This window comes from Enterobacter sp. fkY84-1, assembly GCF_052974705.1.
In genome coordinates, this window is the sequence record NZ_CP169393.1 from 4,434,121 (window position 1) to 4,458,486 (window position 24,366).

At 57.0% G+C, this 24,366-nt stretch carries 17 protein-coding genes; 6 read left to right on the forward strand and 11 right to left on the reverse strand.

Going from position 1 to position 24,366, the window contains the following annotated elements; all coding sequences use genetic code 11:
- Positions 1-30 precede the first annotated feature (30 nt).
- On the reverse strand, positions 31-1,620 hold the full coding sequence (locus ACEPLT_RS21270; RefSeq protein ID WP_232929168.1) for an STY4199 family HEPN domain-containing protein: 1,590 nt from the start codon (positions 1,618-1,620) through the stop codon (positions 31-33).
- A gap of 147 nt (positions 1,621-1,767) precedes the next feature.
- On the opposite strand from ACEPLT_RS21270, the gene ACEPLT_RS21275 reads away from it, so the two are divergent.
- Together ACEPLT_RS21275 and ACEPLT_RS21280 are read left to right on the forward strand one after the other, a co-directional pair.
- Positions 1,768-2,307 (forward strand): GNAT family N-acetyltransferase, encoded by a 540-nt coding sequence (locus ACEPLT_RS21275; RefSeq protein WP_070531739.1) that lies wholly within the window; start codon positions 1,768-1,770, stop codon positions 2,305-2,307.
- 71 nt (positions 2,308-2,378) lie between these two features.
- A complete protein-coding gene (locus ACEPLT_RS21280; protein WP_008503124.1) occupies positions 2,379-2,717 on the forward strand; it encodes a lysozyme in 339 nt (112 codons plus the stop codon).
- Here ACEPLT_RS21280 and ACEPLT_RS21285 read toward each other — a convergent pair.
- Positions 2,696-3,298 (reverse strand): response regulator transcription factor, encoded by a 603-nt coding sequence (locus ACEPLT_RS21285; protein ID WP_023294761.1) that lies wholly within the window; start codon positions 3,296-3,298, stop codon positions 2,696-2,698. The genes ACEPLT_RS21280 and ACEPLT_RS21285 overlap by 22 nt on opposite strands.
- 154 nt (positions 3,299-3,452) lie before the next feature.
- Positions 3,453-4,211, reverse strand: a complete 759-nt coding sequence (locus ACEPLT_RS21290; protein WP_025910193.1) for an SDR family NAD(P)-dependent oxidoreductase — start codon at positions 4,209-4,211, stop codon at positions 3,453-3,455.
- Between the two features lie 119 nt (positions 4,212-4,330).
- On the opposite strand from ACEPLT_RS21290, the gene ACEPLT_RS21295 reads away from it, so the two are divergent.
- From ACEPLT_RS21295 to ACEPLT_RS21305, 3 genes are all read left to right on the forward strand, one after another.
- Positions 4,331-5,230, forward strand: a complete 900-nt coding sequence (locus tag ACEPLT_RS21295; RefSeq protein ID WP_008503127.1) for a LysR family transcriptional regulator — start codon at positions 4,331-4,333, stop codon at positions 5,228-5,230.
- Between the two features lie 50 nt (positions 5,231-5,280).
- Positions 5,281-6,306 carry an inner membrane protein YhjD gene (gene yhjD, locus ACEPLT_RS21300; RefSeq protein ID WP_008503128.1) on the forward strand — a complete coding sequence of 342 codons (1,026 nt, stop codon included), beginning with the start codon at positions 5,281-5,283 and terminating at the stop codon, positions 6,304-6,306.
- Positions 6,307-6,566: 260 nt separating this feature from the next.
- Positions 6,567-7,889, forward strand: a complete 1,323-nt coding sequence (locus ACEPLT_RS21305; protein ID WP_008503129.1) for an MFS transporter — start codon at positions 6,567-6,569, stop codon at positions 7,887-7,889.
- A gap of 93 nt (positions 7,890-7,982) precedes the next feature.
- Here ACEPLT_RS21305 and ACEPLT_RS21310 read toward each other — a convergent pair whose 3' ends face one another.
- Both ACEPLT_RS21310 and pdeH read right to left on the reverse strand, forming a co-directional pair.
- Positions 7,983-10,025 (reverse strand): AsmA family protein, encoded by a 2,043-nt coding sequence (locus tag ACEPLT_RS21310; RefSeq protein WP_045909059.1) that lies wholly within the window; start codon positions 10,023-10,025, stop codon positions 7,983-7,985.
- Positions 10,026-10,090: 65 nt separating this feature from the next.
- Positions 10,091-10,864: a cyclic-guanylate-specific phosphodiesterase gene (pdeH, locus tag ACEPLT_RS21315; protein ID WP_045909060.1), complete on the reverse strand. Its 774-nt coding sequence runs from the start codon at positions 10,862-10,864 to the stop codon at positions 10,091-10,093.
- 229 nt (positions 10,865-11,093) lie between these two features.
- Here pdeH and ACEPLT_RS21320 point away from each other — a divergent pair, with 229 nt between their 5' ends.
- Positions 11,094-12,023, forward strand: a complete 930-nt coding sequence (locus tag ACEPLT_RS21320) for a 2-dehydro-3-deoxygluconokinase (RefSeq protein WP_063622769.1) — start codon at positions 11,094-11,096, stop codon at positions 12,021-12,023.
- 46 nt (positions 12,024-12,069) lie between these two features.
- On the opposite strand, the gene ACEPLT_RS21325 is transcribed toward ACEPLT_RS21320, so the two are convergent.
- The 6 genes from ACEPLT_RS21325 to bcsB form a co-directional block, all read right to left on the reverse strand.
- Entirely contained in the window at positions 12,070-13,563 is a 1,494-nt protein-coding gene (locus ACEPLT_RS21325) for a M16 family metallopeptidase (RefSeq protein ID WP_045909062.1), read from the reverse strand.
- Between the two features lie 227 nt (positions 13,564-13,790).
- Entirely contained in the window at positions 13,791-15,077 is a 1,287-nt protein-coding gene (locus ACEPLT_RS21330) for a dicarboxylate/amino acid:cation symporter (protein WP_045909063.1), read from the reverse strand.
- Between the two features lie 159 nt (positions 15,078-15,236).
- The gene (gene hmsP, locus ACEPLT_RS21335) at positions 15,237-17,243 is read right to left on the reverse strand and encodes a biofilm formation regulator HmsP (protein WP_048027807.1); all 2,007 of its coding nucleotides are present in this window, start codon (positions 17,241-17,243) and stop codon (positions 15,237-15,239) included.
- 119 nt (positions 17,244-17,362) lie between these two features.
- Positions 17,363-20,845, reverse strand: a complete 3,483-nt coding sequence (bcsC, locus tag ACEPLT_RS21340) for a cellulose synthase complex outer membrane protein BcsC (protein ID WP_232929166.1) — start codon at positions 20,843-20,845, stop codon at positions 17,363-17,365.
- The gene (gene bcsZ / locus ACEPLT_RS21345) at positions 20,827-21,933 is read right to left on the reverse strand and encodes a cellulose synthase complex periplasmic endoglucanase BcsZ (RefSeq protein ID WP_232929192.1); all 1,107 of its coding nucleotides are present in this window, start codon (positions 21,931-21,933) and stop codon (positions 20,827-20,829) included. Before bcsZ ends, bcsC begins: the two co-directional genes overlap by 19 nt.
- A gap of 6 nt (positions 21,934-21,939) precedes the next feature.
- The gene (gene bcsB / locus ACEPLT_RS21350; RefSeq protein ID WP_045353332.1) at positions 21,940-24,360 is read right to left on the reverse strand and encodes a cellulose biosynthesis cyclic di-GMP-binding regulatory protein BcsB; all 2,421 of its coding nucleotides are present in this window, start codon (positions 24,358-24,360) and stop codon (positions 21,940-21,942) included.
- Positions 24,361-24,366 lie beyond the last annotated feature (6 nt).

Below are 24,366 nucleotides of genomic sequence, written 5' to 3' on the forward strand. Positions count from 1 at the left end.
TCTCTCTCCCACGGGGAGAGGGAGGAGAAATCAGCGAATCACCTCATAAATGGCGCTCTGAATAGACTGCCATTTTTTGGTGGTGGCATCCGGCTGTGACTTCGCACGGCGTGTGGCCATGTCGAGATCGTGCTGCTGGCGTTTCACCACCGCTGGCACGGTGCAGAAAGCTTTGAGGTACTCTTTACGTACCGAGGTCAGAGACTCGCCGTTCGACATCGCGTGGCTGAGCGTGTTGATGAAGCGCCGACACGGCTTCTCCTCCACCATGTTTTGCCGGTAGCGTAGCATCAGCTCCAGCACGTCGTCATAGCCTGCCGACATCGCCTCTTCGGTCCAGGACAGCTTCCAGTCCATACCGCCCTGCAAAAAGAGCTGGGTCACGCGGGTGTCGTTGCGGTTAATGGCCGAGCGGAAATTATTCTCGTCCCAGGTCACTCCCATGCGCGTGAGCGTTTCGCGCGAGGAAGGCGTCTCACGCATTTCCTGTGGCGGCGCCGCTTCAGCCGCGCTGACGGCCGCAGGCTGCGGTTTACTGCTGCTCACCAGCCAGAAGCCTCCCGCCACGATGGCAATCACCATAACGCCAACCGCCCCCCATAACGCACCGGAAATGAGCTGCTCGCGTTGTTCGGGGGTGCGCGGCACGCGCTGGGTCGGCTTTTCAATGGTGTCACGGACTTCAAACAGATCCCCACCCGTGACCCGATCCATTTTCTGCGCCTTTTCCCAGAAGGTATGCAGTTCGCTGGCATCTACCGCCATGAATCCCGCCGGATTGACGCGCGTTCTCCCCTCTTCAAACGCGCGTTGAACGGGCCGCGCGATCTGCGCGTAGTAGTTATCCAGCAGCTGGATTTGCGCCGAGCTTAACGTTTTCTGGACGGTGATGTTGTTACGGATTTGCCGAATGTCATCGAGGAAGGTTTGCAGCGTTTTACGCGGTTCAACCAGCAGCGTCAGCATGGACGGGTCGCTGAACAGCGAAGCGTAATAGCGGCTGAACTCTTTTTTATCCACCAGCATTTGCGCCAGTTCGCTGAACATCATGCCGCTCAGGACATCGTTGATCTCGCCCAACTTCAGCCAGCGCCGTACGCGATCGGCGTTAAACAAAGTCTTGAGATGGTTATTCAGCCTTACCTGATCGGGCCAGGCCTGCTGGATGAGCCCTTTTATCATGAGCTCTATCGCCCGCACCTGCTTGTGCGCCTGCTGCTGCTGGAGTTCGCTGCCCGGAGCCAGCTCCGTGCTGTAGGTCAACAGCGGCTGCTGCAGGCGAAGGTGCTCCAGCGCGGTGACAAACCGCATCGCCGCAATCAGCTGGTTTTCACTCACATCCTGTCCGCTTTCATACTGCGGCACGCGCTGCTGCAGCAGGCGCAGCTGGAGCGTAAATTCCGACATCTCAGCATCATTCAGGTTGAGTTTTTTCGCCACGGCTCCCCAGCCGCCCAGGGCTAATCGCGCGCTGTCCAGTTGTTCCAGAAACCAGCGTGGATCTTTGCCCTCAGAAGCATGTACATTCAGAAGAAGCAAAATTTCCACCGACGCATGGCGAATGACCGCCAGACAGTGTTCGAACTGTTCGCGAATATGATGTGATGTGCTGAGAGTCATTGTTTTCCTTAAGCGACAACGAAGACATCCGGATTGGCCCGTAACGGCCTTTTTTCTTTTTATTTATACGCGGTTAACCATACCTGACTTTCTGTTGAAATAAAGTGACAACCCTAAAATCATTTAAAATGTTTCAGGAGAATCTGAATGCCGGTTTTAATTACCCCTCGCCTGAACTGCTCGCCTTTACGAGAAGAAGACTGGCCCTTTTTTCTGGCGCTACAGCAGCATCCCGACGTCATGCGCTTTGTGGCGGAAGACCGCCCCGTCGCGGCGATCCGCGAGGCGTTTGATTCGCGCCTGACGCCCTGGACGCCAGGGAGCGCGCACTGGCTGTGCCTCGTCGTGCGTGACGCCGCTTCCAGGGCTCCGTTGGGCGTCACCGGGTATATTCATCGGGAGGAGGATTGCGCTGAGGTCGGTTTTCTTTTCGCTCCCGAGGCGCAGGGGAAAGGTTACGGCTTTGAATCCCTGAAAGCGCTTTGCGATTACGCTTTTCATCAGGGCGGTATACGTCGACTTACCGCCACCGTCACCGCCGGGAATATCGCCTCACGACGTCTGCTGGAAAAAGCCCGCTTTTGCCTGGAGGGCGAATTACGCGAGAGCTATTACCTTGCGGGACGTTGGCATAATGACTGGTTATTTGGTTTATTGCGGCAGGAATATCTGAATAACAATCCCTGATCAATAGCCATTTGGCGGATATTTCTCGTACCTCATTTCCTCTACAGTGTCGCCATTAAGAGGAAATGAATATGAAAGAGCATGCGCTGAAAATATCTTCTGCCGCCATCGCGTTAATAAAGAAACATCAGGGTCTTTCTCTGGAAAAATATCGTGACGAAAAAGGATTATGGGTTATCGGCTATGGCCACGTTATCCGCGATCAGGAGCATTTTCACGGCCCTGTCACACCTCTGGAGGCTGAGACTTTGTTGCGCGAAGATATCCGGTTGTGTGAAGCGCTGCTGCGGGAAAATATGACACGTCCATTAACCCAACAGCAGCATGATGCGCTGGTGATGATGATATTCAGTTTCGGAGAGATAACGTCGCTCCCAAACGCGCTTTTTCAGGCCGTCGCCCGGGTATAATACATGGCTGCCTGCGTTCTGTTTTTCACGTCCAGCCGCCGGAAAAGTGCCTCGAGGTGCGCTTTTACCGTGGCCGCACTGATGTTCAGATTGCGGCCAATCTCTTTATTCGACTCCCCCGCCGCCAGCAATTTCAAGACTTCGCGCTGGCGCTCGCTCAAGGATAATAATGCCTGAGGCGACGTCGGCTCTCTGACCCACTCTCCGGGAAAACAGACCATCCCTCTGGATACCGAATCCAGTACGGCGGAAAACCGTTCGGGATTGGCGTTTCGGGGAACAATGGCCATGACGTTTCGCTGCCGCAGCTGCTCAGCACATTTGGCCTCTTTTTTCGCCAAAATCAGAATCACACGTATCGCCGGAAAGCGATGCAGGATCGCTTCCAGCAAAGTGCTCCCTTCGTCCTGAATTAAATTCCCATCAATCATGACGATAGCCGACGGTGAAGCAGAAATCTGAGTCCATAAATCTTCTGCCTGACAGGTCCCAGTTATATTTATTTCCGGAATCAACCTCTGAAGACTGTGTATCGCTCCGTGAATAAAGAGTGACTGCCTGTCAAACATGATTACTCGCATCGTTTTTTCCCCTCTGAGAATAGCGAAGGGGGATTCTACAGAGGCATTATTTAAGAAAAAACTCAACGAATGGATACGTTACAAATCCCCGGGGTTCTTTATATCTGTCAGTATTTAGACACATTTATCTTAAGGATTTACTCAAGCGCATACCTCACAGGAACATACCGCCTGATACTTCAATACGTTGCGCATTCATCCAGCCCAGTTTGTCGCTGAGCAGTGCCGCAATGGCATCGCCGATATCGTCAGGCAGCCCCACCCGTCCCAGCGCCGTCTGGGACGCCAGCATCTGGTTGAGCTCCGCGTTGTCGCGCACGTGTCCGCCGCCAAAGTCGGTTTCTATCGCGCCAGGGGCAATGATATTGACGGAGATGCCGCGCGCGCCCAGCTCTTTCGCCTGATAACGCGTCAACACTTCCATTGCTCCTTTCATCGCCGCGTAGGTCGCCGATCCCGGCTGGGTAAAACGGGCCAGCCCGCTGGAGACGTTGAGGATCCGTCCGCCGTCGCTAAGCAGCGGCAGCAGGCGCTGCGTCAGGAAGAAAGGTCCTTTGAAATGAACGTTCAGCGCCTCGTCAAACTGGGCTTCCGTCGTGTCGGTATAAGGCGCATATAAACCCGTCCCGGCATTGTTCAATAAATAGTCAAACGTTTCACGCTGCCAGACGCTCTTAAGGGTTTCCTGAAGCTGTTGGGCAAAATGCTCAAAACTCGTGATATCCCCGACGTTGAGCTGCAATGCCGCCGCGTTGACGCCTTTTTCCTGAATTTCATGCACAACGTCCAGCGCTTCCTGCTGGCTGCGGTTGTAGGTCAGCACAATTCCCGTGCCGTCTGCCGCCAGCTTTAAGGCAGCGTTTTTACCCAAACCACGGCTACCACCCGTCACTAATGCGATACGTTCAGTCATCATAAACCTCGTTTTGGCTGTTATGGAGATTGAGTAAGAGCTTATTAGGTGATAGAAAATCAATAAAGATGAGTTAAAACGCTTCACTGTTTCAGCACAAACAACAATGAGCTACATCTATGGATAAAATTCACGCAATGCAGCTGTTTGTTCGCGTCGCGGAACTGGAGAGTTTTTCCCGCGCGGCAGAAACATTAACGCTGCCGAAAGGCAGCGTGTCACGACAGATTCAGGCCCTCGAAAACCGGCTTGGCACCCAGCTATTGCACCGCACCACCCGCCGCGTCAGCCTGACGCAGGACGGTATGGTCTATTACGAACGGGCAAAAGATCTGCTGGCAAACCTCGATGAGCTGGACGGTATGTTTTTGCACGATCCCTCCAGCATCAGCGGACGGCTCCGCGTGGATATGCCCGTCGCCGTAGCTCGAAATTTAGTCATCCCCAAACTCCCTGCTTTTCTGCAGCATTATCCGGGCATCGAGCTGGAGCTCAGCAGCAGCGATCGTCTGGTGGATGTGATCCGCGAAGGGTTTGACTGCGTGGTACGCGTCGGCACCCTGAAAGATTCAGGGCTTATTGCCCGACCGTTGGGCAAGCTGTCGGTGATTAACTGCGCCAGCCCGGATTATCTGGCGCGTTTTGGCTACCCGGAAACGCTGGACGATTTAGGCTCCCACGCCGTCATTCACTACACCGCTACGCTGGGAACTCGCCCACAGGGCTTTGAGTTTTATAACGGCAGTACGACGCAGTGGATAAAAACGGGAGGGGTGTTAACTGTTAACAGCACCGAAACTTACCAGGCTGCCTGCCTCGCCGGGCTGGGCATCATTCAGGTTCCGCGGGTTGGGGTGCGAGATTTACTGCGCGCGAAGAAACTGATTGAAATTCTCCCGCAATACCGGGCCGAACCAATGCCTGTCTCCCTGATTTATCCCCACCGGCGCAACCTCTCCCGCCGGGTACATCTGTTCATGGAGTGGCTGACCGAACTCACAAAAGCTTACGTGGACTAGTCGCAAGCTATAATTCAGTAACATCCAGCCAAACGAAAAGGAAAAGACGCGTGACGCCGGAAAATAACCCGCAACGACCCACCCAACATTTAGAGTATGAACCCATCAAGAAGATGGAGACCGAGCCGGAAGAGACCAGGTCTCCAGGTACCGCCAGCAAAGCGCTGGGGACCGTCACCGGCATTATCGCCAGAATTCAGCAGTTTCCCATGATTGCGCATCTGATACGTGCGACCGAACGCTTTAATGACCGTATGGGTAACCAGTTTGGTGCCGCCATCACCTATTTTTCCTTCCTGTCGATGATCCCGATCCTGATGGTGTCGTTTGCGGCGGCCGGTTTTGTGCTCGCCTCGCACCCGACGCTGTTGCAGGATATCTTTAACAAAATCCTGAATAATGTCAGTGATCCAACCCTTGCCAGCACGCTCAAAAGCACCATCAATACCGCCGTCCAGCAGCGCACCACCGTCGGTATCGTCGGTTTGCTGATTGCCCTTTACTCCGGCGTTAACTGGATGGGCAACCTGCGCGAGGCCATTCGCGCCCAGTCGCGCGATGTCTGGGAGCGTAAGCCGCAGGATCAGGAGAAAATTTGGGTGAAGTATCTCCGCGACTTTGTTTCGCTGATTGGCCTGCTCGTCGCGCTCATCGTGACGCTGTCCATTACCTCCGTGGCGGGCTCGGCGCAGCAGATGATCATCTCCGCGCTCTACCTTGATTACATCGAATGGCTGAAGCCCGCCTGGCGCAGCATTGGGCTGGCCATTTCCATCTTCGCCAACTACCTGCTGTTCTTCTGGATCTTCTGGCGCTTGCCGCGCCATCGCCCGCGCAAGAAGGCGCTGATCAGAGGGACACTGATCGCGGCGATAGGCTTTGAGGTGATTAAAATCGTGATGACCTACACCCTGCCGTCGCTGGTGAAATCCCCTTCCGGCGCGGCGTTCGGCTCGGTGCTGGGATTAATGGCATTCTTCTACTTCTTCGCACGGTTAACCCTGTTCTGCGCCGCGTGGATCGCCACTGCCGAGTACAAAGACGACCCGCGAATGCCGGGCAAAACGCACCGTTAACGCCTCTCCCGGGCTGAAATTTCAGCCCGATTCATCATTTCAGCATATAAATCCAGTCCGTAACTTTTATTTAACCGAAAACCAGTTTTATTGACTGATATTTAAAATCTGTGAAGCATTTCATAGACGTGTTTTGGCTGGCCTGAAAATTATCCGCTTTTTGTTGCTTTTATCACCAGGTCGCGGCTTTGTTACAGATTGAAATGTCGCTTTTGCTGTGCGTAATATGGCCTTTCGTTCGACAAAAATAAGAAAATATTATGCAAGCAACCGCCACCACACTCGACTCAGAAACCGAAAACGTTCCGGTAAATTCGCGAAATAAAGTTGTCGTCGCCTCGCTGATTGGCACCGCCATCGAGTTCTTCGACTTTTACATTTACGCCACCGCGGCGGTCATCGTCTTCCCGCACATTTTCTTCCCGCAGGGCGATCCGACGGCGGCCACGCTGCAGTCCCTGGCGACCTTTGCTATCGCGTTTGTTGCGCGTCCGATTGGCTCCGCGCTGTTTGGACACTTTGGCGATCGCATCGGACGTAAAGTGACGCTGGTGGCCTCGCTGCTGACGATGGGGATCTCCACCGTGGCCATCGGCCTGCTGCCGACGTATGAGACCATCGGCATTCTGGCGCCGGTCCTGCTGGCGCTGGCGCGTTTTGGTCAGGGTCTGGGCCTGGGTGGTGAATGGGGTGGCGCGGCGCTGCTGGCCACCGAGAACGCCCCGGCGCGCAAGCGCGCGCTGTATGGTTCTTTCCCGCAGCTTGGCGCACCGATTGGCTTCTTCTTCGCCAACGGGACGTTCCTGCTGCTCTCCTGGCTGCTGACGGATGAACAGTTCATGAGCTGGGGCTGGCGTATCCCGTTTGTCTTCTCAGCCGTGCTGGTGCTGATTGGCCTGTACGTGCGTGTTTCTCTGCATGAGACCCCTGTTTTCGCGAAAGTGGCCGCGGCGAACAAGCAGGTGAAGGTACCGCTGGGCACGCTGCTGACCAAACACGTCCGCGTGACCGTACTGGGCACGTTTATCATGCTGGCCACCTACACGCTGTTCTACATCATGACCGTTTACTCCATGACCTTCAGTACCGCCGCCGCGCCGGTTGGGCTGGGTCTGCCGCGTAACGAAGTGCTGTGGATGCTGATGATGGCGGTGATCGGATTTGGCGTGATGGTGCCGATTGCGGGCCTGCTCGCGGATAAGTTCGGTCGTCGCGCAAGCATGATCACCATCACCACGCTGATCGTTCTGTTTGCTCTGTTCGTCTTCCCGCCGCTGCTGGGTTCAGGCAGCCCGGCGCTGGTGATGGCCTACCTGCTGATTGGCCTGAGCCTGATGGGGCTGACCTTCGGCCCGATGGGTGCGCTGCTGCCAGAGCTGTTCCCGACGGAAGTGCGTTATACCGGCGCGTCGTTCTCCTATAACGTCTCGTCTATTCTGGGCGCCTCCGTTGCGCCGTATATCGCCACCTGGCTGCAGGCAAACTACGGCCTGTTCTATGTAGGCGTTTATCTGGCGGCCATGGCGGCGCTGACGCTGATTGCGCTGCTGCTGACGCACGAGACGAAACACCAGGCTCTGTAAGCTAATGCCGGGTGGCGGCTACGCCTTACCCGGCCTACGATTCAAATGCAGGCCGGGTAAGCGCAGCGCCACCCGTCAAAAACAGGCCGCTCCTTACTTCTTCATTTGCGACAAAATGGTCCGGCACTGATTCGCCTCGCCTTCTGACGGCGAAATCAACGCCAGCAGCGCTGCGGCGGGGGTAACCAGCGTCGCGAGGGCTGCGGCCACCGCGCCACGCGCAATCAGCGGTCCGGGCTTCACGCCCGCCTGCGGATTTTTGAAGGTTCCGCGCACGTACAGCGGCGAGCGCAGGGTGATGATACGGATCCCCTTACTTTCCGGATCGATGGTCAAATCCAGCTGTTCGGACGCCATACTGGCGGTACCGGTCACGTTAATCACCGCATTTTCCGTGTCGAAGGCAAAAATCTGCGGACGCGCCACGCCGTTAACCAGATCCAGATTGGCCGCCGCGCAGTTCACCCGCACCTCATCATCACCGAAGATTTGCCCGATGATGTAGTTACCGACGTTCAGGCCCAGGATCTCCATCAGGTTGCGGCTCACCAGCCCGTCGTTCATCAGCAGCTTCAGGTTGCCATTACCGCTGCCCAGCAGCGCCGCCACGGAGTTACCCACGCCGCGAATGTCGGCATCGCCGTTCATCTCGCCGAGGGTTTTCTGCATCAGCTCGACGTTCGGCATCAGCGCTTTCAGCTTAAGCCTGCGCGCCTGAATCTCCGCCCGGCCCTGCATCGGCTTTTTATCGCCTTCCAGGTGAATGTTTGAGGAAATCGTCCCGCCTGCCATGCCAAACTTCAGCGGCTGCAGGCGCAGGTCGGCGTTTTTGAGGATGATATGCGTCGAGAGATCGCTCAACGGCAACGTGCTGCCATGCTCAATTTTACGCCCTTTGAAGCGGACGTCCGCATCCATCACGTTCCACTTATCGGTTTCAAAGCGATCGTAAGGCAGCACTTTTCCCGCAGGCTGAATGTCCTTTTTCACCTCTTTTGATTTTGTGCCTTTGCCGGAATCCACGCCGATCAGCGGGCCGAGATCGGCCAGACGCAGCTGTCGGGACTCAACGTCCCCTTCCAGCTTCGGCCTCGGTTTTCCGGTGGTGTAGGTCAGCGAGCCGTGGATATCACTGTCGCCGATGCGGCCGTTAAAATCACGGTAGTCAAAAACAGACGCTTTTTCGGTATCGATTTTGGCGACCAGATGCCCGTCCGTTTCGAACGGCGGCGTATCCGGCAGCAGCACGCCGGTCAGCTCATACAGCTCGCCCAGCGAATCACCGGCAAATTTAAGCTGAAGATCGACGCCGCCCATATTCATCGGGTCGTTGACCGTCCCCACAAACGCCACGCGGGTGTTACCGGAGCGGAAGTCCGCCTGCACCGGGAACGGCGTGCCTTCGCTCCGGAGCGCCAGCATGCCGCCTATTTTCCCTTTACCACTGAGCGGCTGGTCGTTGTAGCGTCCTTTTGCCGTCAGGCCGAAGACATAGTCGCCCACGCTTGCCGTGTCACCTTTGGCTTTCGTCCCCGTGACCTCGCTAAACGGCAGCGGCTTGCCCAGCGGATCGACCAGGATCTCCACGTCGGCCTTGCTGACTTTGTCGTCGATGGCGATCCGCCCGCGATCGAAGAGAATATTGTCGAGACGGAATGACCAGGAAGAAGGCTGGGCGTTCGGATCCTTTTCGCCGTCGCTGGCAAGGTTAAAGGTCCAGTTGTTATTTTTTTCTGAGAGGCGGATCAGTCGCGCGTCGGGCTGTTGAAGTTTGATCCACGGCAGATAGACGGTTTTGGTGAACAGCGCGAGCGGGGCCAGCGTGGCCTCAACGCGCGGCAGGTGGATCATGGTGACCGCCGGGATATCCGGCGGGTTGCCGAGAATGATGTCGTCGGCGTGGACGTGTGGCCACGGGATCCAGCTTCGCCAGCCGGGCTCCTCTTTCTGACGCTCCCACACGACCCCTAAATCACCGCGTATGGCGAAGGGGCGGTTCAGTTCGGTTGAGACTTTCTGGTTGATGGTCGGCTTAAGACGGTTCCAGTCAAACGTCGCGATAATGATGGCGACGACCACGATCAACAACAAGAAAATCCCTGCTGTCCAGGAGATTACCCTGGTTGTTCTTGTCATTTTTATCCCCTTTCCTGATGACCTGTCCTGTAAAACTATAGTCCAGACAAAGGGAAGCGGGCTTATCAGAGGGTAGTTATCACGCTATCGAGGCGATCCATGGGTACCGGACGGGAGAGGAAATAGCCTTGCGCCGCCGCGGCAGGCGAGCTTTGCACATCACGCCACTCTTCCAGCGTTTCCACACCTTCAACAATCACCCCCTGGCAATAGCGGTTCATCAGCTGCAATAGCAGCGTAAACAGGTTCCGCCCTTCCGGGGTCTGACGCAGCATAATGAACAGATCGCGGGCCACTTTGATGTAGTCATAACGCACTTCACTCAGGGCCGAAAAGTTCGCCATGCCGGTGCCAAAGTCATCCAGCCACAGCGGGCCGTATTCGCATATGGAGGCAAACGAGGAGTCCTGCGGCAGGCGAACATGCTCCACCAGCTCAAAACGCACCCACGGCAGGGTGGCAATCAGCTCCTGCAATTTCGCGTTCTGACGCAGCGCCAGCAGAGTGGGGCCATCAACATTCACGGAGGCAAGGATATCGTGCTGTTCGAAAAAGGGCTGCTTCGTTGCCAGCATATGGAGCTGCTCTTCCAGCACGTCCAGACGCTGGCGAACGGCCACTTCGGCAAAATAGCGATCCGGTGCGATGCGCTGGGTAGGGTTTGAGGGATGCGTTACGACGGTCAAAATTTCAATGGCCATCAGTCGACCGTCTGTTCGGTATATCGGCTGATAAGTGTACGCACGCTCACATTGCAGCCAGTAGCGATGCTCCTGCAAGTTCTCAATACTTGCCTCAGGCGTGGTGCTCAGCCGCTGGATAACCTGCTCTGACTTCATTTCAGATGTCCTGTTGTTGGGATGGCCTTTCTGGACTCGTCACAGGATTATCGGCGCGACAATTGAGAACTTTATGTTCAATTCACCGGGAAAATGAAATTAAGATGACAGAAATGCGCAGGAACACGCGCTGGCTCAAATAAAATAATGGAACGTTGTTTTAATATAGTTGACCGGTTAATTCACTCAGCGCACACTGCTGTTAATTCTTCTGTTCAGGTTCACGATTATGTCTAAAAAAATTGCCGTGATTGGCGAATGCATGATTGAGCTGTCACAAAAAGGCGCGGAAGTGAGCCGCGGATTTGGTGGCGATACGTTAAATACGTCGGTTTATATTGCCCGTCAGGTTGCGCCTGAGGCGCTCACCGTGAACTATGTTACCGCTCTGGGCACGGACAGCTTCAGCCAGCAAATGCTGGAGGCCTGGCAGAGTGAACAGGTTGAAACGTCGCTGATTCAGCGTATGGAAAACCGCCTGCCGGGGCTTTATTACATCGAAACCGACAGCACTGGCGAACGCACGTTTTATTACTGGCGTAACGAAGCCGCGGCCAAATTCTGGCTGGAGAGCGAGGCCGCCGCGGCCATCTGCCAGGAGCTGGCGACCTTCGACTATCTCTATCTGAGCGGGATCAGCCTGGCTATCCTCAGCCCGGCCAGCCGTGAAAAGTTGCTCTCGCTGCTGCGCGCGTGTCGTGCCAACGGCGGTAAGGTTATTTTCGATAACAACTACCGCCCGCGCCTGTGGTCCAGCCGTGAAGAGACGCAGCAGGTCTATCAGCAGATGCTGCAATGCACCGATATCGCCTTCCTGACGCTCGACGATGAAGACGCCCTGTGGGGTGAGAAACCGGTAGAAGACGTGATTGCACGCACGCAGGCGGCTGGCGTGCGTGAAGTGGTGATTAAGCGCGGTGCGGATTCGTGCCTGGTCGCGATTGCGGGTGAAGCAGTGGTTGAGGTCCCGGCGGTGAAGCTGGCCAAAGAGAAAGTGATTGATACCACGGCGGCGGGTGATTCATTCAGCGCGGGCTATCTGGCGGTACGCCTGACGGGTGGAACACCGGAAGCCGCGGCACAGCGTGGGCACCTGACGGCCAGCACCGTCATTCAGTATCGCGGGGCGATTATTCCGCGCGAAGCAATGCCTGTTTAAGCCCTCACCTTAACCCTCTCCCTGTGGGAGAGGGAATGTTTCCCCATTACTGTCCTTGCGGGATATCCGTCGCGTCCTGATGTAAATCATCAGCCGTTGCGGACTGCGTCGGCTGCGGCGCGGTAGCCATGATGGAATCCCAGGTCGTCTGAAGTTCCTTCATGTCATATTCCGGCTCGCCCTTCGGTTGCAGGAGAATCAACGCCATCTCCTGCGACAGCTGCTGGCGGAGCTCCTGGTTGAGCATATCGACGGTCAGACCGCTCAGGAAGTCCTGACGAAGCTTCTGGTACTGTTCCGGCGCAATGTCCACCACCTGGTTCTGCAGGGAGCGAATACGCTGGCTGATCAGAATGTCGGTATCGGCGCGCGCGTAGGTCGCGAACAGCTTCTGCAGCTCGAGTTTTTTCTGCGCCACAAGCGCGTTGAACTCCTCTTCAGAGAGCCCCTCTTTACGCACTTTTGCCAGCTCTTTCGCCACGACGCCCAGATTGGCATTCAGCTTATCGCCCGGCGATTCAACGTTAATGGCGCATTGCGCACGCTGGAACAGCACGCGGCAGTCAAAGCCAAGGCCGATATTCTTCACGTTGTTCTTACTGAGCGTCTGCTGAACGTGCCAGAACAGCGCTTCACGCGCCAGGTCGGCACGCCAGTAGCGCAACATCGCCGCGGACTCACGGATGGGCTGCCAGGCGTTATCCCACATCACGGAGAGTCGATCCTGACGCACGGTGTCCGTCATAATGCTGACAGGCTCTGCCCGCAGCGGGGAGAGTGTTGGAACAGGGGCTGGCGATTCACGCTTGCCTTTCAGATCGCCAAACGCTTTGTTGATCTGCTCTACCACCGCCCGGCTGTCCACGTTACCCACCACGATCAGCGTCATCGCGTCCGGGGTGTACCATTTCTGATAGAACGTTTTCACCTGCTCAGCATCCACCGGCTGTTTCAGCGGTTCGGCCGGGTCATGTCCGAGTAACGTCGAGCCTTTCAGGCGGTAACGCCACCAGCCCTCTTTGGTATCTCCAGGCCAGGTCGCCACCATGTCGCTGTTGCTCAACGCATAGTTGACGGTATCCGGCGTAATCGCCAGATTGCCAGAGGCATCGGAGAGATACGTCAGGGCTTCTTTAAGCAGATCGTTGCGGTTATTAGGCAGGCTCAGGTTAAACATGGTGTAGTCATACGAGACCACCGCCGGCGGGAGTGGGCGTTTTGGATCGATGGCCTGTTGCCAGAGCGAACGCACCTGAACCGCTTGCAGGCTGCCGCTCTGAGTGAGCGCCAGCCGGGGAATAAAGTGGCTGAAACCGGTTTGCTGGGTGCTTTCCGTGAGGGAACCGGTATTAACAGACAGACGGATTTCAATACGGTCACTGGGACGTTGCGGCGTGGCTAACACCTGCCACTGAAAACCGTTCGCTAATGTCCCTTGTTGCCAGGCCGGGTCTGGCTGGAGCGCATCTGCCTGCACATAACTGGCTGCTGCCATCATCAGCAAACCGCCGGTTAAGAGTCGAATTTTTGTGCCCTGCATGTGAACCCCTGATCAACATTCCTGGTTAAAAAAGAGTGCCTCGCGACGCGCTTCACTCTTAAAGATGACGATGAAAACACGTCGATTAGACCGCGCGTTCGGCAAAACGTCACGGTCCGAAGTGAAATATACCCAAAAAAAATCTTGTCGAATTATGACAGGTATGAACAGTTATTATGCGCAGGAGCCCGCATCCCCACAAGGGAATACGGGCATTTGTGACAAGATTAAGAGGATAAGCCAGGATTTTTGCTGTCAGTTGAACGATTATTCAGAGTATCGTCGAGCTTTTTGTGATCCAGCTCTTTCACCCATTTCGCCACCACCACCGTTGCCACGCCGTTACCCACCAGGTTGGTTAGCGCACGGGCCTCAGACATGAAGCGGTCAATACCCAGAATCAACGCCAGACCCGCCACCGGCAGGTGACCCACAGCAGAAATGGTGGCGGCCAGCACGATAAAGCCGCTGCCCGTCACGCCTGCCGCGCCTTTAGAGGAGAGCAGGAGCACCACCAGCAGGGTAATCTGATGGAAAATATCCATATGGCTGTTGGTCGCCTGCGCGATAAACACCGCCGCCATCGTCAGGTATATCGAGGTGCCATCCAGGTTGAAGGAGTAGCCCGTCGGGATCACCAGCCCGACCACCGATTTACGACACCCGAGTTTCTCCATCTTATCGAGCATGCGCGGCAGCGCCGATTCTGACGAGGAGGTTCCCAGAACAATCAGCAGCTCTTCGCGGATGTAACGGATAAATTTGAAGATGCTGAAACCGGTCGCACGGGCGATGGAGCCCAGCACCACCACCACGAAAAGAATACAGGTGATATAGAAGCAGATAATCAGCTGACCCAGCTGGACCAGCGTACCGACGCCATACTTACCGATGGTGAAGGCCATCGCACCGAAGGCACCGATGGGCGCCAGGCGCATGATCATATTGATGATGCCGAAGATGACCTGCGAGAAGCTTTCGATCACGTTAAAGATAAGCTGACCTTTGCTGCCCAGACGGTGCAGGGCAAAGCCAAACATCACGGCGAACAGCAGCACCTGGAGGATGTTTCCGCTGGCGAACGCGCCTATGACGCTGCCAGGAATGACGTCCAGCAGGAAGGCGACCACGCCCTGATCCTTCGCCTGCTCGGCATAGACCGCAACCGCTTTAGCATCCAGCGTCGCCGGATCGACGTTCATCCCCGCGCCTGGCTGCACCACGTTGACGATGATCAGACCGATAATCAGCGCAAGGGTACTGACCACTTCAAAATAGAGAAGCGCCACTGCACCGGTACGACCGACCGCCTTCATGCTTTCCATGCCAGCGATGCCCGTGACGACCGTACAGAAGATCACCGGCGCGATGACCATTTTAATGAGCTTAACGAACGCGTCGCCAAGCGGTTTCATTTGCGCGCCCAGTTCAGGGTAATAGTGACCCAGCAGAATACCGATGGCGATGGCTGTCAGGACCTGGAAATAAAGACTTTTGAAGAGTGAGGTTTTCATAAGGTGTCCTTGGGAAGAAAAACCACAGGTTTTGTAAGGTTATGGTTAACCTGCGGCTTTAAAATAACATCCACATAACAGGACAGAAATAAACTCAGTTCAAATTTGAAACACAAATGTTAAGAACTTTGAGCTGGCTCGCACAAGCCAGCTACAAAATTACGCTTTTGCGTGGTGATCGGCGCCAGAAAGGTATCGTTCTTCAAAGACATCCGAAGGGACTGCAGGGGCAAACAGGAAGCCTTGCCCGCTCTCCACGCCCGCCTCTGCCAGCCAGGCGCGTTGCGCGTCGGTTTCAATCCCCTCGGCAATAAGGTGCAGGTTGAGGCTGCGCGCCATCTGGATAATCGCCTGCACCATGCTGCTGTCGCCCGGCAGTCCGTCGACAAACGCTTTGTCAATTTTGAGCACATCCACCGGAAGGGTCTTCATGTGCTGAAGCTGACGCAGCCCGGCGTACCCCATGCCAAAATCGTCCAGGGCAATACGAATACCGGCATTACGCAGCGGCTTGAGAATCGCGACCGCCTCATTGGGATCGTCGATGCGTCGGCTCTCCGTCACTTCCAGGGTTAACGTATCAGGCTTGATGCGGTAACGATGGATCAGCTCCAGCATCTCTGAAACCATGGTCGGGTGCATAAGCTGCAGGGCAGACAGGTTGACCGACAGCGGCAGCGTCACGCCACGCTCCTGCCAGGCGGCAAGCTGACGGCAGCACTCCTCCAGCACCCAGTAGCCAACGGTAACCATCAGGCCACAGGACTCGATGCGCTCAATCAGCCCTTCCGGCAGCTCCCATGAGCCATCCGGCTGCTGCAGACGCAGCAGGGCCTCGGCGCTTTTCACCTCTCCCGTCTGCAGGTCCACCTGCGGCTGCAGCCAGAGGGCAAACTGGCGGTTATCCAGCGCGGTCAGGATGTCGCTCTCTTCCGTCAGGCGCTGCTGCGCCTTTTCCATCTGCGCCGGGTCGAAGAACTGGATCTGGTTTTTGCCTTTGCGCCGGGCGGTAAAGGCCGCCGAGAAGGCGCGGCGATAAAGCTGTTCCGCGGTCAGATCGCCATAGAACATGGCAATCCCGATACTGGCGCTCGGGCGAAGCTGGATACCCTGAATCGGTAGCCGCTCATTAATGACAGTGAGTACTTGCTGACCTAACGTGATCGCATGCCAGGGTTCTTTTACGCCGTTGGCAATCACCACCAGGTCGTAACCACTGACCTGAGTCAGCACCATGCGCGGGGCAAGGACAGATTTGATCTTTTCCACCAGGGTGAGCAGCAGCATTTCGCGCTGGCTCTCCTGAAGCACGCCAGCCGTGTCCTGCAGGGTTTCGCAGGCAATGACCATCAGCGCGGTGGTTTGCTGGCGCTCAACGGTTTGCTCCAGCATCGCCATCAGGAAGGCTTTATTGGGGAGCTCCGATACCGGAAAACGGGTGGCGCTACTGTTCAGTTCATCCTGCTGACGCTGGATGCGCTGCTGGTTGAGGTTATAGCTGCGCACCAGCATGCCGATCTCATCGTCATGATGCAGACGCGGCAGCTCAAGCTGGTGTCCCATCTGATCCTGCGGGGCGAGCGTGTTCAGCTCGCGGGCGATACGGCGCAGGGGATGGACAATCAGCCGGTTGATGCACCAGGTGAGCGCCACGCTGAGAATAAGCGTCATAAGTAAGCAAGTGGTCACTAACGTAACCACCCAACTCATGACGAATTTATACATGCGGTAGGAGTCTGCCTGTAACACCAGGTAGGCCAGCGGCTGCGGATTCGCAGGACGTTCAAGCGAATAGACGGGAAGCGAAATTTGCACCGGCAGTTCAAACAGGCGCATCACCATCATCGGGACGGGACGTTCCGGGATAAAGCTCATCCGCAGCGCCTGAAACTGATTGGGTAGCACGACGTCCGCCCGGCTCACAACACCGGCTGGCTGAATACGTTTTAGAATGGTTTCCGCTTCGGGGATATCCCCTTTCAGGATAGAGGCAGACAGCGGGCCGCGTACCGAGCGGGCGATACTTTCTAATTGCGAAGCCGTGTTATAGCGATTCTGCTGTACGGAATGAAACAGCAAAATGACGCAGAAGAGCAGGACAAACAGCATGGTGACGGCAGAGACCATCGCCATCTGTTTGATTGTTAAGGAACGGCTGACACGCAAAATGACTCTCCACAAAACTCGAAGCGCAGGGCGCGCCAGGGTGTAAACCTGGCGCGCCTGAGTATACCCGATTGCCGCGCTATTAAGAGAGACTTACAAATGGATTAAGGAAAATCCGATTACCAGTCCGCGTAAGGGATAAGCGGCTGCGGCGGTAAGTCCATATCGCCCTGCCAGCCTGCAGCAGAGTAGCGCACATAGATCAGCGCGTGGCTTGGGGTATAGTCTTTCGCTTGCTGGATATCCACGCCCATGCCCACAAACCAGTTGGACGTGACCCGCCGCTCGATTATGGCCCGCGCGGTATAACCCGTACCGGAGGAGCTGCTGCCGGTTTCCATCGCGCCCCGGTCGGTATAGCGGTCTGGCTCATCGGTCGGGATCAGATTCTGGATCGGGTAGCGCAGCTCGTCTTTGGTTTTGGAGTGGGACCAGGAGACCGAGCCCCCCAGCTCCCAGGACCAGTTTTCCGTGCGCTTACGCCATGTCACCGGCAAGGCGAAGGAGACATACTCCTGCGGGCTGTAATAGCCGCCCTGACCCAGGGTATAACCGCTCAGGTCTTTGTCGTAGTGCCAGAGCATGTTGGAGACGCCGACCGTCAGGCGCTCGTTGTTTTTATTAATGAGCTTGTAGTAATAACCCGTCATCCAGCGGACGCGCCAGTTATCCTCCACATTTTTACCCGTCAGCGTTTCCGCGTTGAGGCTTGACCAGACGCCGTTCGCTTCCCCTTTGTCATAGCTCATACTTACGCCGCCACCGGTGGCGCGTACGCCGCCCCAGGTGGTGCCGGTATTGGTATCTTTTTGCCCGCCGAAGGCCAGCAGAGAGCTGGAGATTGGCCGACGATGGGCGTTAACGGTATAGCCGATGGGCCCCAAATCGCTGCTGTAGCTGATGCCGCCCACCACGTCGACGACGTCAAAGCCCATTGGCGTGGTGCCAATATCCATCGCCCAGGTTTTATTCTGCCAGCCGACGGCAACGCTCGCGCCATTGTCTGACTGATGGGTGTTACCGCTACACGGCGTTTCGTAGCAGGTTCCCCATTTAGGGTCGTAAGTCCCGTTCCTGGTATCGAATGACCCGACGTCCATATTGACCAGATCGCTTCTGAAGAACATGCGCCCGTCAGAGAGCGGCGCATCCACCTGCAGCATGGTGGTATGCGCTTTCAGATCGGAATAACCGCCCGTGCCGCTGGAGCCCCAGTAATCGTGCTGCAGCGTGACGTTAACATCCTGCTGACGGTACAACTCACCGGCATCACTGCGCACGCCGCGCTTCAGCCAGTCGTCTTTTTCATCGTTACGCGTCAGACGGGTGAAACTGTCGTTGTCAGCCGGACGCGTCGTGGTGATACCCGTCGATACCATCGCATCTTTGTAGGTTTCCAGCGCCTGCTGAGGCTGGCCGTTCTGCGCCTGGAAACGTGCGGCATCACGCAGCACCAGCGCGTTTTCCATGGAGCCAGGCTGCGATTTTGCCTGCGGAATGATTTTATTGAAGGTCTGCTCTGCGGCAGCGGCATCGCCCAGACCCGCCTGCGCCATCGCGATGCGGCGCTGCATATTGAGCGACAGCGGCTGGCCGTTTTGCGCGGCGGGCAGCTTCGCCAGCTCCGCGCGCGCGGCATCTTTGTTACCCTGCGCGCTGTAAATCTCGGTCAGGCCGAGGAGCGCGTCTTCATTCTGCGGCTCACGCTGCAGGACGGCGTTGTACGTCGTTTTCGCCGAGTCCAGATCGCCACGCTGCTGTGCCCAGTCCGCCAGCGTGAGGTCGATACGGGTGGAGGTCGGCTGCTGGCGAAGAAAATTCTCTGCGTCCTGCTCTTTGCCGCTGTCGCGCAGGCGGTTGGCGGTTTCCAGCACCTGGTTGCTTTGCAGGCGGTCGGCAAGCTCCTGAATATTGCCGTTCCACTGGCTGCGCGGCAGCGTCTCCAGATGCGCCAGCGCGGCCCGGTCCTGATCGTTTCCGGAAAGGTAGAGCCCGTTAGCATAAACCTGATCCGGGTCGGACGGTTTCTGGTGGGCAAGCTGACGCATCAGGGTGTCCGCCTGGCTGCGCTGACCCGCGCTGTAGAGATCGCGCGAAAGACGATAGGTTATCCACACGTCGCCGGGAGAGAGCGCCAGACGACGACGCTGAATGTCTGCTGCCTGCGCGTATTTCCCCTGGTTCTCAAGCTGTTCGGCCTGGGCGGAGAGCTGTTCGTTGGTCAGGCTACGTTCAATGTCGTCTATGCTACGGCGCTGGCTGGCGGAGAGAGACTGGATAAACTGCGAAGCCTTCTCCGGCGACTGCGCGCGGTAAATATTGGCCAGGCCGCGAACCGCATTGCTGTTGCCGCTGTCCATCCGCAGCGCCTGACGATAGTAACGCTCCGCCGCGTCGTTATCTTTACGCGCCGCGGCGGCGTCGCCGAGCCCCAGCACGGCATAGCTGTCGGTATTGTCGATATTGCGTGCCTGCTGATAGTAACGCTCTGCCTGCGCCGGGTTATTCGCCTTCAGCGCCGCATCGCCCTGCTGGATCAGCAGCCAGTAGCGGTTAACCTTCAGAAGACTGTCCCATTTACCCCGGTTATCGCTCTGGGGATCGAGGGCAATCGCCTTTTCAAACTGTGCCACCGCGCGGGCGCGGTCGCCCTTCTGGGAATACGCCTGTCCAAGGGCGCCCACCGCTTCACTGTCGGCATGGTTGGCGCTAACGGCTTTTTGCAGCTCCGCCACCGCCTTACTTCCCTGCCCGGCATCCACCGCCGCCAGCCCTTCGGCTTTCGCGCGGAACGCCGGATCGGCGAGCTGTTTTTGCTGCGCTTCAAGCTGGGCACGCGCCGCCGCGACGCTATCCCCGTCGCTGAATACGCTCAGGTATTTTTGCAGCGCGCTGACGCTGGCGCTGCTGGCAGGCTGGTCTTTGATTTGGTCATACCACATATCAGACGCCTGGCTGCGGCCATTGGTGGATTTGGCCATCTCCTGCAATACCGCAAAGGCTTCATCACGACGTCCGCTCTGGAACAGAAGCTGGGACAGCGTCGCCTGCAGCTGCGTATTTCCGGGACTGCTGCTGTTTATTTTCTTGAGCTGGTTAATGGCCGCGCCGCGGCGAGCAGGATCTTTTGCCACGACGTTCCAGTATTCCGTCGCCACGTCGCCACCCGGCGGGTTGCCGTCAAACAGCTTGTCATAGGCGGCAATCGCCTCCTGCGTGTGCCCCGTAGTGGCGAGCAGTCGCGCCTGCTGGAGCTGCTGGCGGCCATCCGGAGTAGAAAGCAGCATCGTGTTGCGTGATGACTGGTACGCACTCGAACCCGGCGCAATCCCTTTCAGACGATCCAGCTCTTTTTGCGCGCCGGCGTTATCGCCCTGACGCAGCAGGTAGCGAAAGCGTGCGGCAATCACATCAGGGTTGTTCGGGTCAATCAGCTCAAGGCGATAGAGCGACTGACGAACCAAATCCTCACGCTGTGTCGATTCGCCCAGCCTCACCTGCTCCAGCAGCTGTTTTTGCTGCGGAGAGTTAGCGGCCTGGGCCCACGGCATAAGCGCCAGGCCAAGCGATAAACTGAGTAGATTTACTGTGAACTTGCGCATTCCTGGCCCCAATCCGGTATTAATTCACCTTTTGCGGTGAAGCGAAAACGATGCTGATCCCATCCTTGCCCAAAAAGCGTCAGCACATAGCTGTAATAGGCATTGTTATCGGGAAAATGGTCTGCAACGCGCTGGCGCTGAATCGCCTGGGCATCACGTTGTTGTAAAAACGGCAGCATAGCGGCAGAGAACCCGACCGGGCCGTCGCCGGTGCGTTTCCCCGTCGCCACATCCACTTTCTCCGGCGGCACACCCCGTTTCATGGTCTTTGCCGCCATCAGCTGGAAGCGCGTCAGGAGCCGGGCTTTCTGAGGATCGTTATCACTCATCATGCCCACCCAGAGATACACGCGGATGGCGTCGTAGCCGCCCACCAGCGCTTTCTCCTGCTGTAACCGCCAGCCTTTGTTTTTCTGATACTGCACCCAGTCCGGCGAAAAACCTTTCGGCGCACTCTCAAGCAGCAGGCGCAGGTTAGTTTCACGAAGCTGGGTCCACGGGGAACCAAAGCGCGTGAAATAAGCCGCTAGCTGCGGAGGAAGATAGCTGGGGTTAAAACGCCAGGCGTTCTCATCGGCAAAACCGACTTTACCGGGAAGCAACATTGCGCCGAGCCCCGGGACGTTGACCACTTCCTCGCTGACAATGCGTTTCAGCAGCGCCTTACCCGTGCGGGTATAGTCCCGATCTTTCCACAGCCGACCCGCTTCGAGCAGTGACCAGGCGATCCAGACATCGGCATCAGAGGCGGAGTTGGTATCAATCACCGCCCAGGCGTCTTTATCTTTCTGACCCCATAGCCAGGCAGGCAGATGGGCGTTGAGATCGCCGCTGGCGAGATTATCGCGCGTCCACGTCAGCAGCAGGTCAAAGGCTTTGCGATCGTTCGCCGCCAGGGCAAAGAACAGAGCGTAGCTTTGCCCTTCCGAGGTCGTAATTTTGCGCGTGTCACTGGGATCAATGACGCGCCCGCCTTCACTGATGTAGTCCTTTTTAAACTGCTCCCAGGCAGGCCAGGTACAGGCGGCGCGAAGAGGAAGCGCCGCCAGCATCACCGCTGCTAATACACACCAGCGAAAGGCTTTCATCACATCTTACTCATCCGGGTTCAGACGACGACGGCTGATGATTCGCAGCAGACGCCACAGCACCCATGCCAGCAAGACCACGCTGACCGCAGCCAGGATAGCGAGCAGAACCGGATGGTTAGCCAGCGCATACCACAGGCGTTCGAACCACGGCAGATGGCCCACGTAGTACACATCCCCCACGCGCAGGCTATTGACGCCGGACTCACGGATCACCGACACGGAACCAAACATCGCGGCACGTTTACCGCTGTCGTTCATGGCCGTATTGAGCAGTTCATAGCCGCGCGGGCTGTCCGCGAGGAGAGCCACCACGCTGCGCTGTTCGTTGTAAGGCGACTGGAAGCCCACCACCGCGGCCATCGCCCCCTGAGACGTTACCGTCGTCTGCGCGCTGGCCTGACGATCGTTCACATCCGGCATAATGCTCGGGAACTCGGTCTGTCGCAGCGGCGTATTAACCCAGGATTGGGCCGCTTTCACCAGCAGATCGATACGTTTGTCATCCTTCAGCTTATCCGGGATGGTCCCGATCACCATGATGTCAGCATCTTTGTTCTGAATCTGGCTGCCATCGTCCGTTAACGTGACGTTAATGGCCGGTAATCCTGTTTGTCCTCCAACGGTCGCCATGGTGTCGAGCAGGGTCGTAACCTGACCTTCGTTTGGCGCTTTTGGCATTACCACAATGGACTCAGAGAGATCGGCCATACGGCTGAACGGGAAGCCCGCGTTAGCAAAGGCGCGCAGGTCCGGCATCGCAAGGAAGTGATAGTACTTCGAGAAGTCGATGGTCGACTCATCGCCAATCACCACGTGGTTCTGCACCGGCTGGAAGGTGATGCAGTTTTCCGCCGAGCCGCCAGGCATCGGGTTCATGTACTGGAAATCAAAGCGCAGCTGGTTTATCGCACCCAGCTTCAGTGCCGGAATAGAAACATCCGTTTTACCGTCCAGCAGCCCCTGCAGCACCGGCAGACGAAGCATCAGGCGGTTCGTATCCTGCGTGCTTTGCAGGCTGAAGGATTGCAGGAACTGGTTGTTCAGGCTGATATCCATGCGCGAGCTGTCTTTGGTGGCTGGCGCGGTATAGCGGTAGTTCAGATTGATATCAATGCCGTTGGTACGCAGCAGGTACAGATCCGGCGGCAGATTCAGCGACAGGCTAATCGGCGCTGGCTCAAGCCCCGTCGCCTGCAGCTGTTCTTCATAGGTTTTCAGCTCGCCAAAGGTGACCGCACGGTCGGTACGTACCCAGTTTGGCGCATCATAAGGTTTACGCGCCAGCAGCGGTTTGACCTCATCTATCACGACGCTGTTGCCGCGGAAAAGGACGTTGCCCTGGGCAATGGCTTTTGCTGCCTGAACCAGATCTTTATCATCACGACCAAATACCACCAGCAGCTTCACGTACGGGTTTTCCGGGTGGCTTATCATCTCAACGGTCGGCGCGTTGACGTCCGGATGATCCCGCAGGAAGGCCGGACGTTTCGCATTGGTGGCAAACACAATGGCATTTCTGTCCGGCAGTTTGTCATACATCGCCGGGAAGCTCTGACCGCGCCAGCCCGCGCGTGAACCAAACCAGGACGCCACAATGGTGGCCGCCAGCTGCTCGGTCACGTCCGGGGACGAGGCAAACACCATCGGCAGCGTGAGCGGGCGGTTATCACGCGGATCGAAGAACGGAACCGGGAAGGCCGAGAGATCGTTTTTCAGCGCCAGCGACTGGTAGGTCATCTGCAGCGAGGAGTTACGCCCGACGTCCATCCACAGCGTGTTGCTGGCCGGGTTTTCGCAGACATCGCGGTAGTGGCCGACAAACTCCAGACGGATACGGTTAAAGTCGGTGATGAACAGCGGGTTGATCGGCACCTGCGCCTGCGTTTTCTTGCCGAGCTGCTCTTTCGTGACCGGTAGAACGTCCATTAGTTCGTCATTCAGATAGACCTTCAGCTGAGACTGGGTCGGCAGCAGCGATGGCGACGGCGTGTATTCGAGATTCAGCACCGCATTAGAGACGACCTCGTCGCTGCGCATACCAAATTCAATGCCGCCGTTAGGGTTGATGCCGCGCAGCACCATGCTGCCCGGAGGCGGCGCAATTTGCGCAAAGGTCAGCTTCACGTCCCGCGACGGCGCATTGTCCGCAACGACGGGCGCATTCGCCCCCCGGACGCCCGGCATCACCTGCCCGATGACCTGGCCGTCTGCCGGCAGGGTGTTCCCCTCCGTTGGCTGGTTCGGCATGATGTTTTCAGTTTGACCCGGTGCCGCGGTGACAACCGGATCGGTTGCTTGCGCGACGACAGGTACGGTTGGCGCAGGCGTTGCCGCTGCGTTACCCGGGGCTGCGTTAGCCATTGTTGCGGGGATCGCATTCATCCCCATTGCCACTGCACATAACCAGGAAAGTTTTGTTTTCATCGCGTT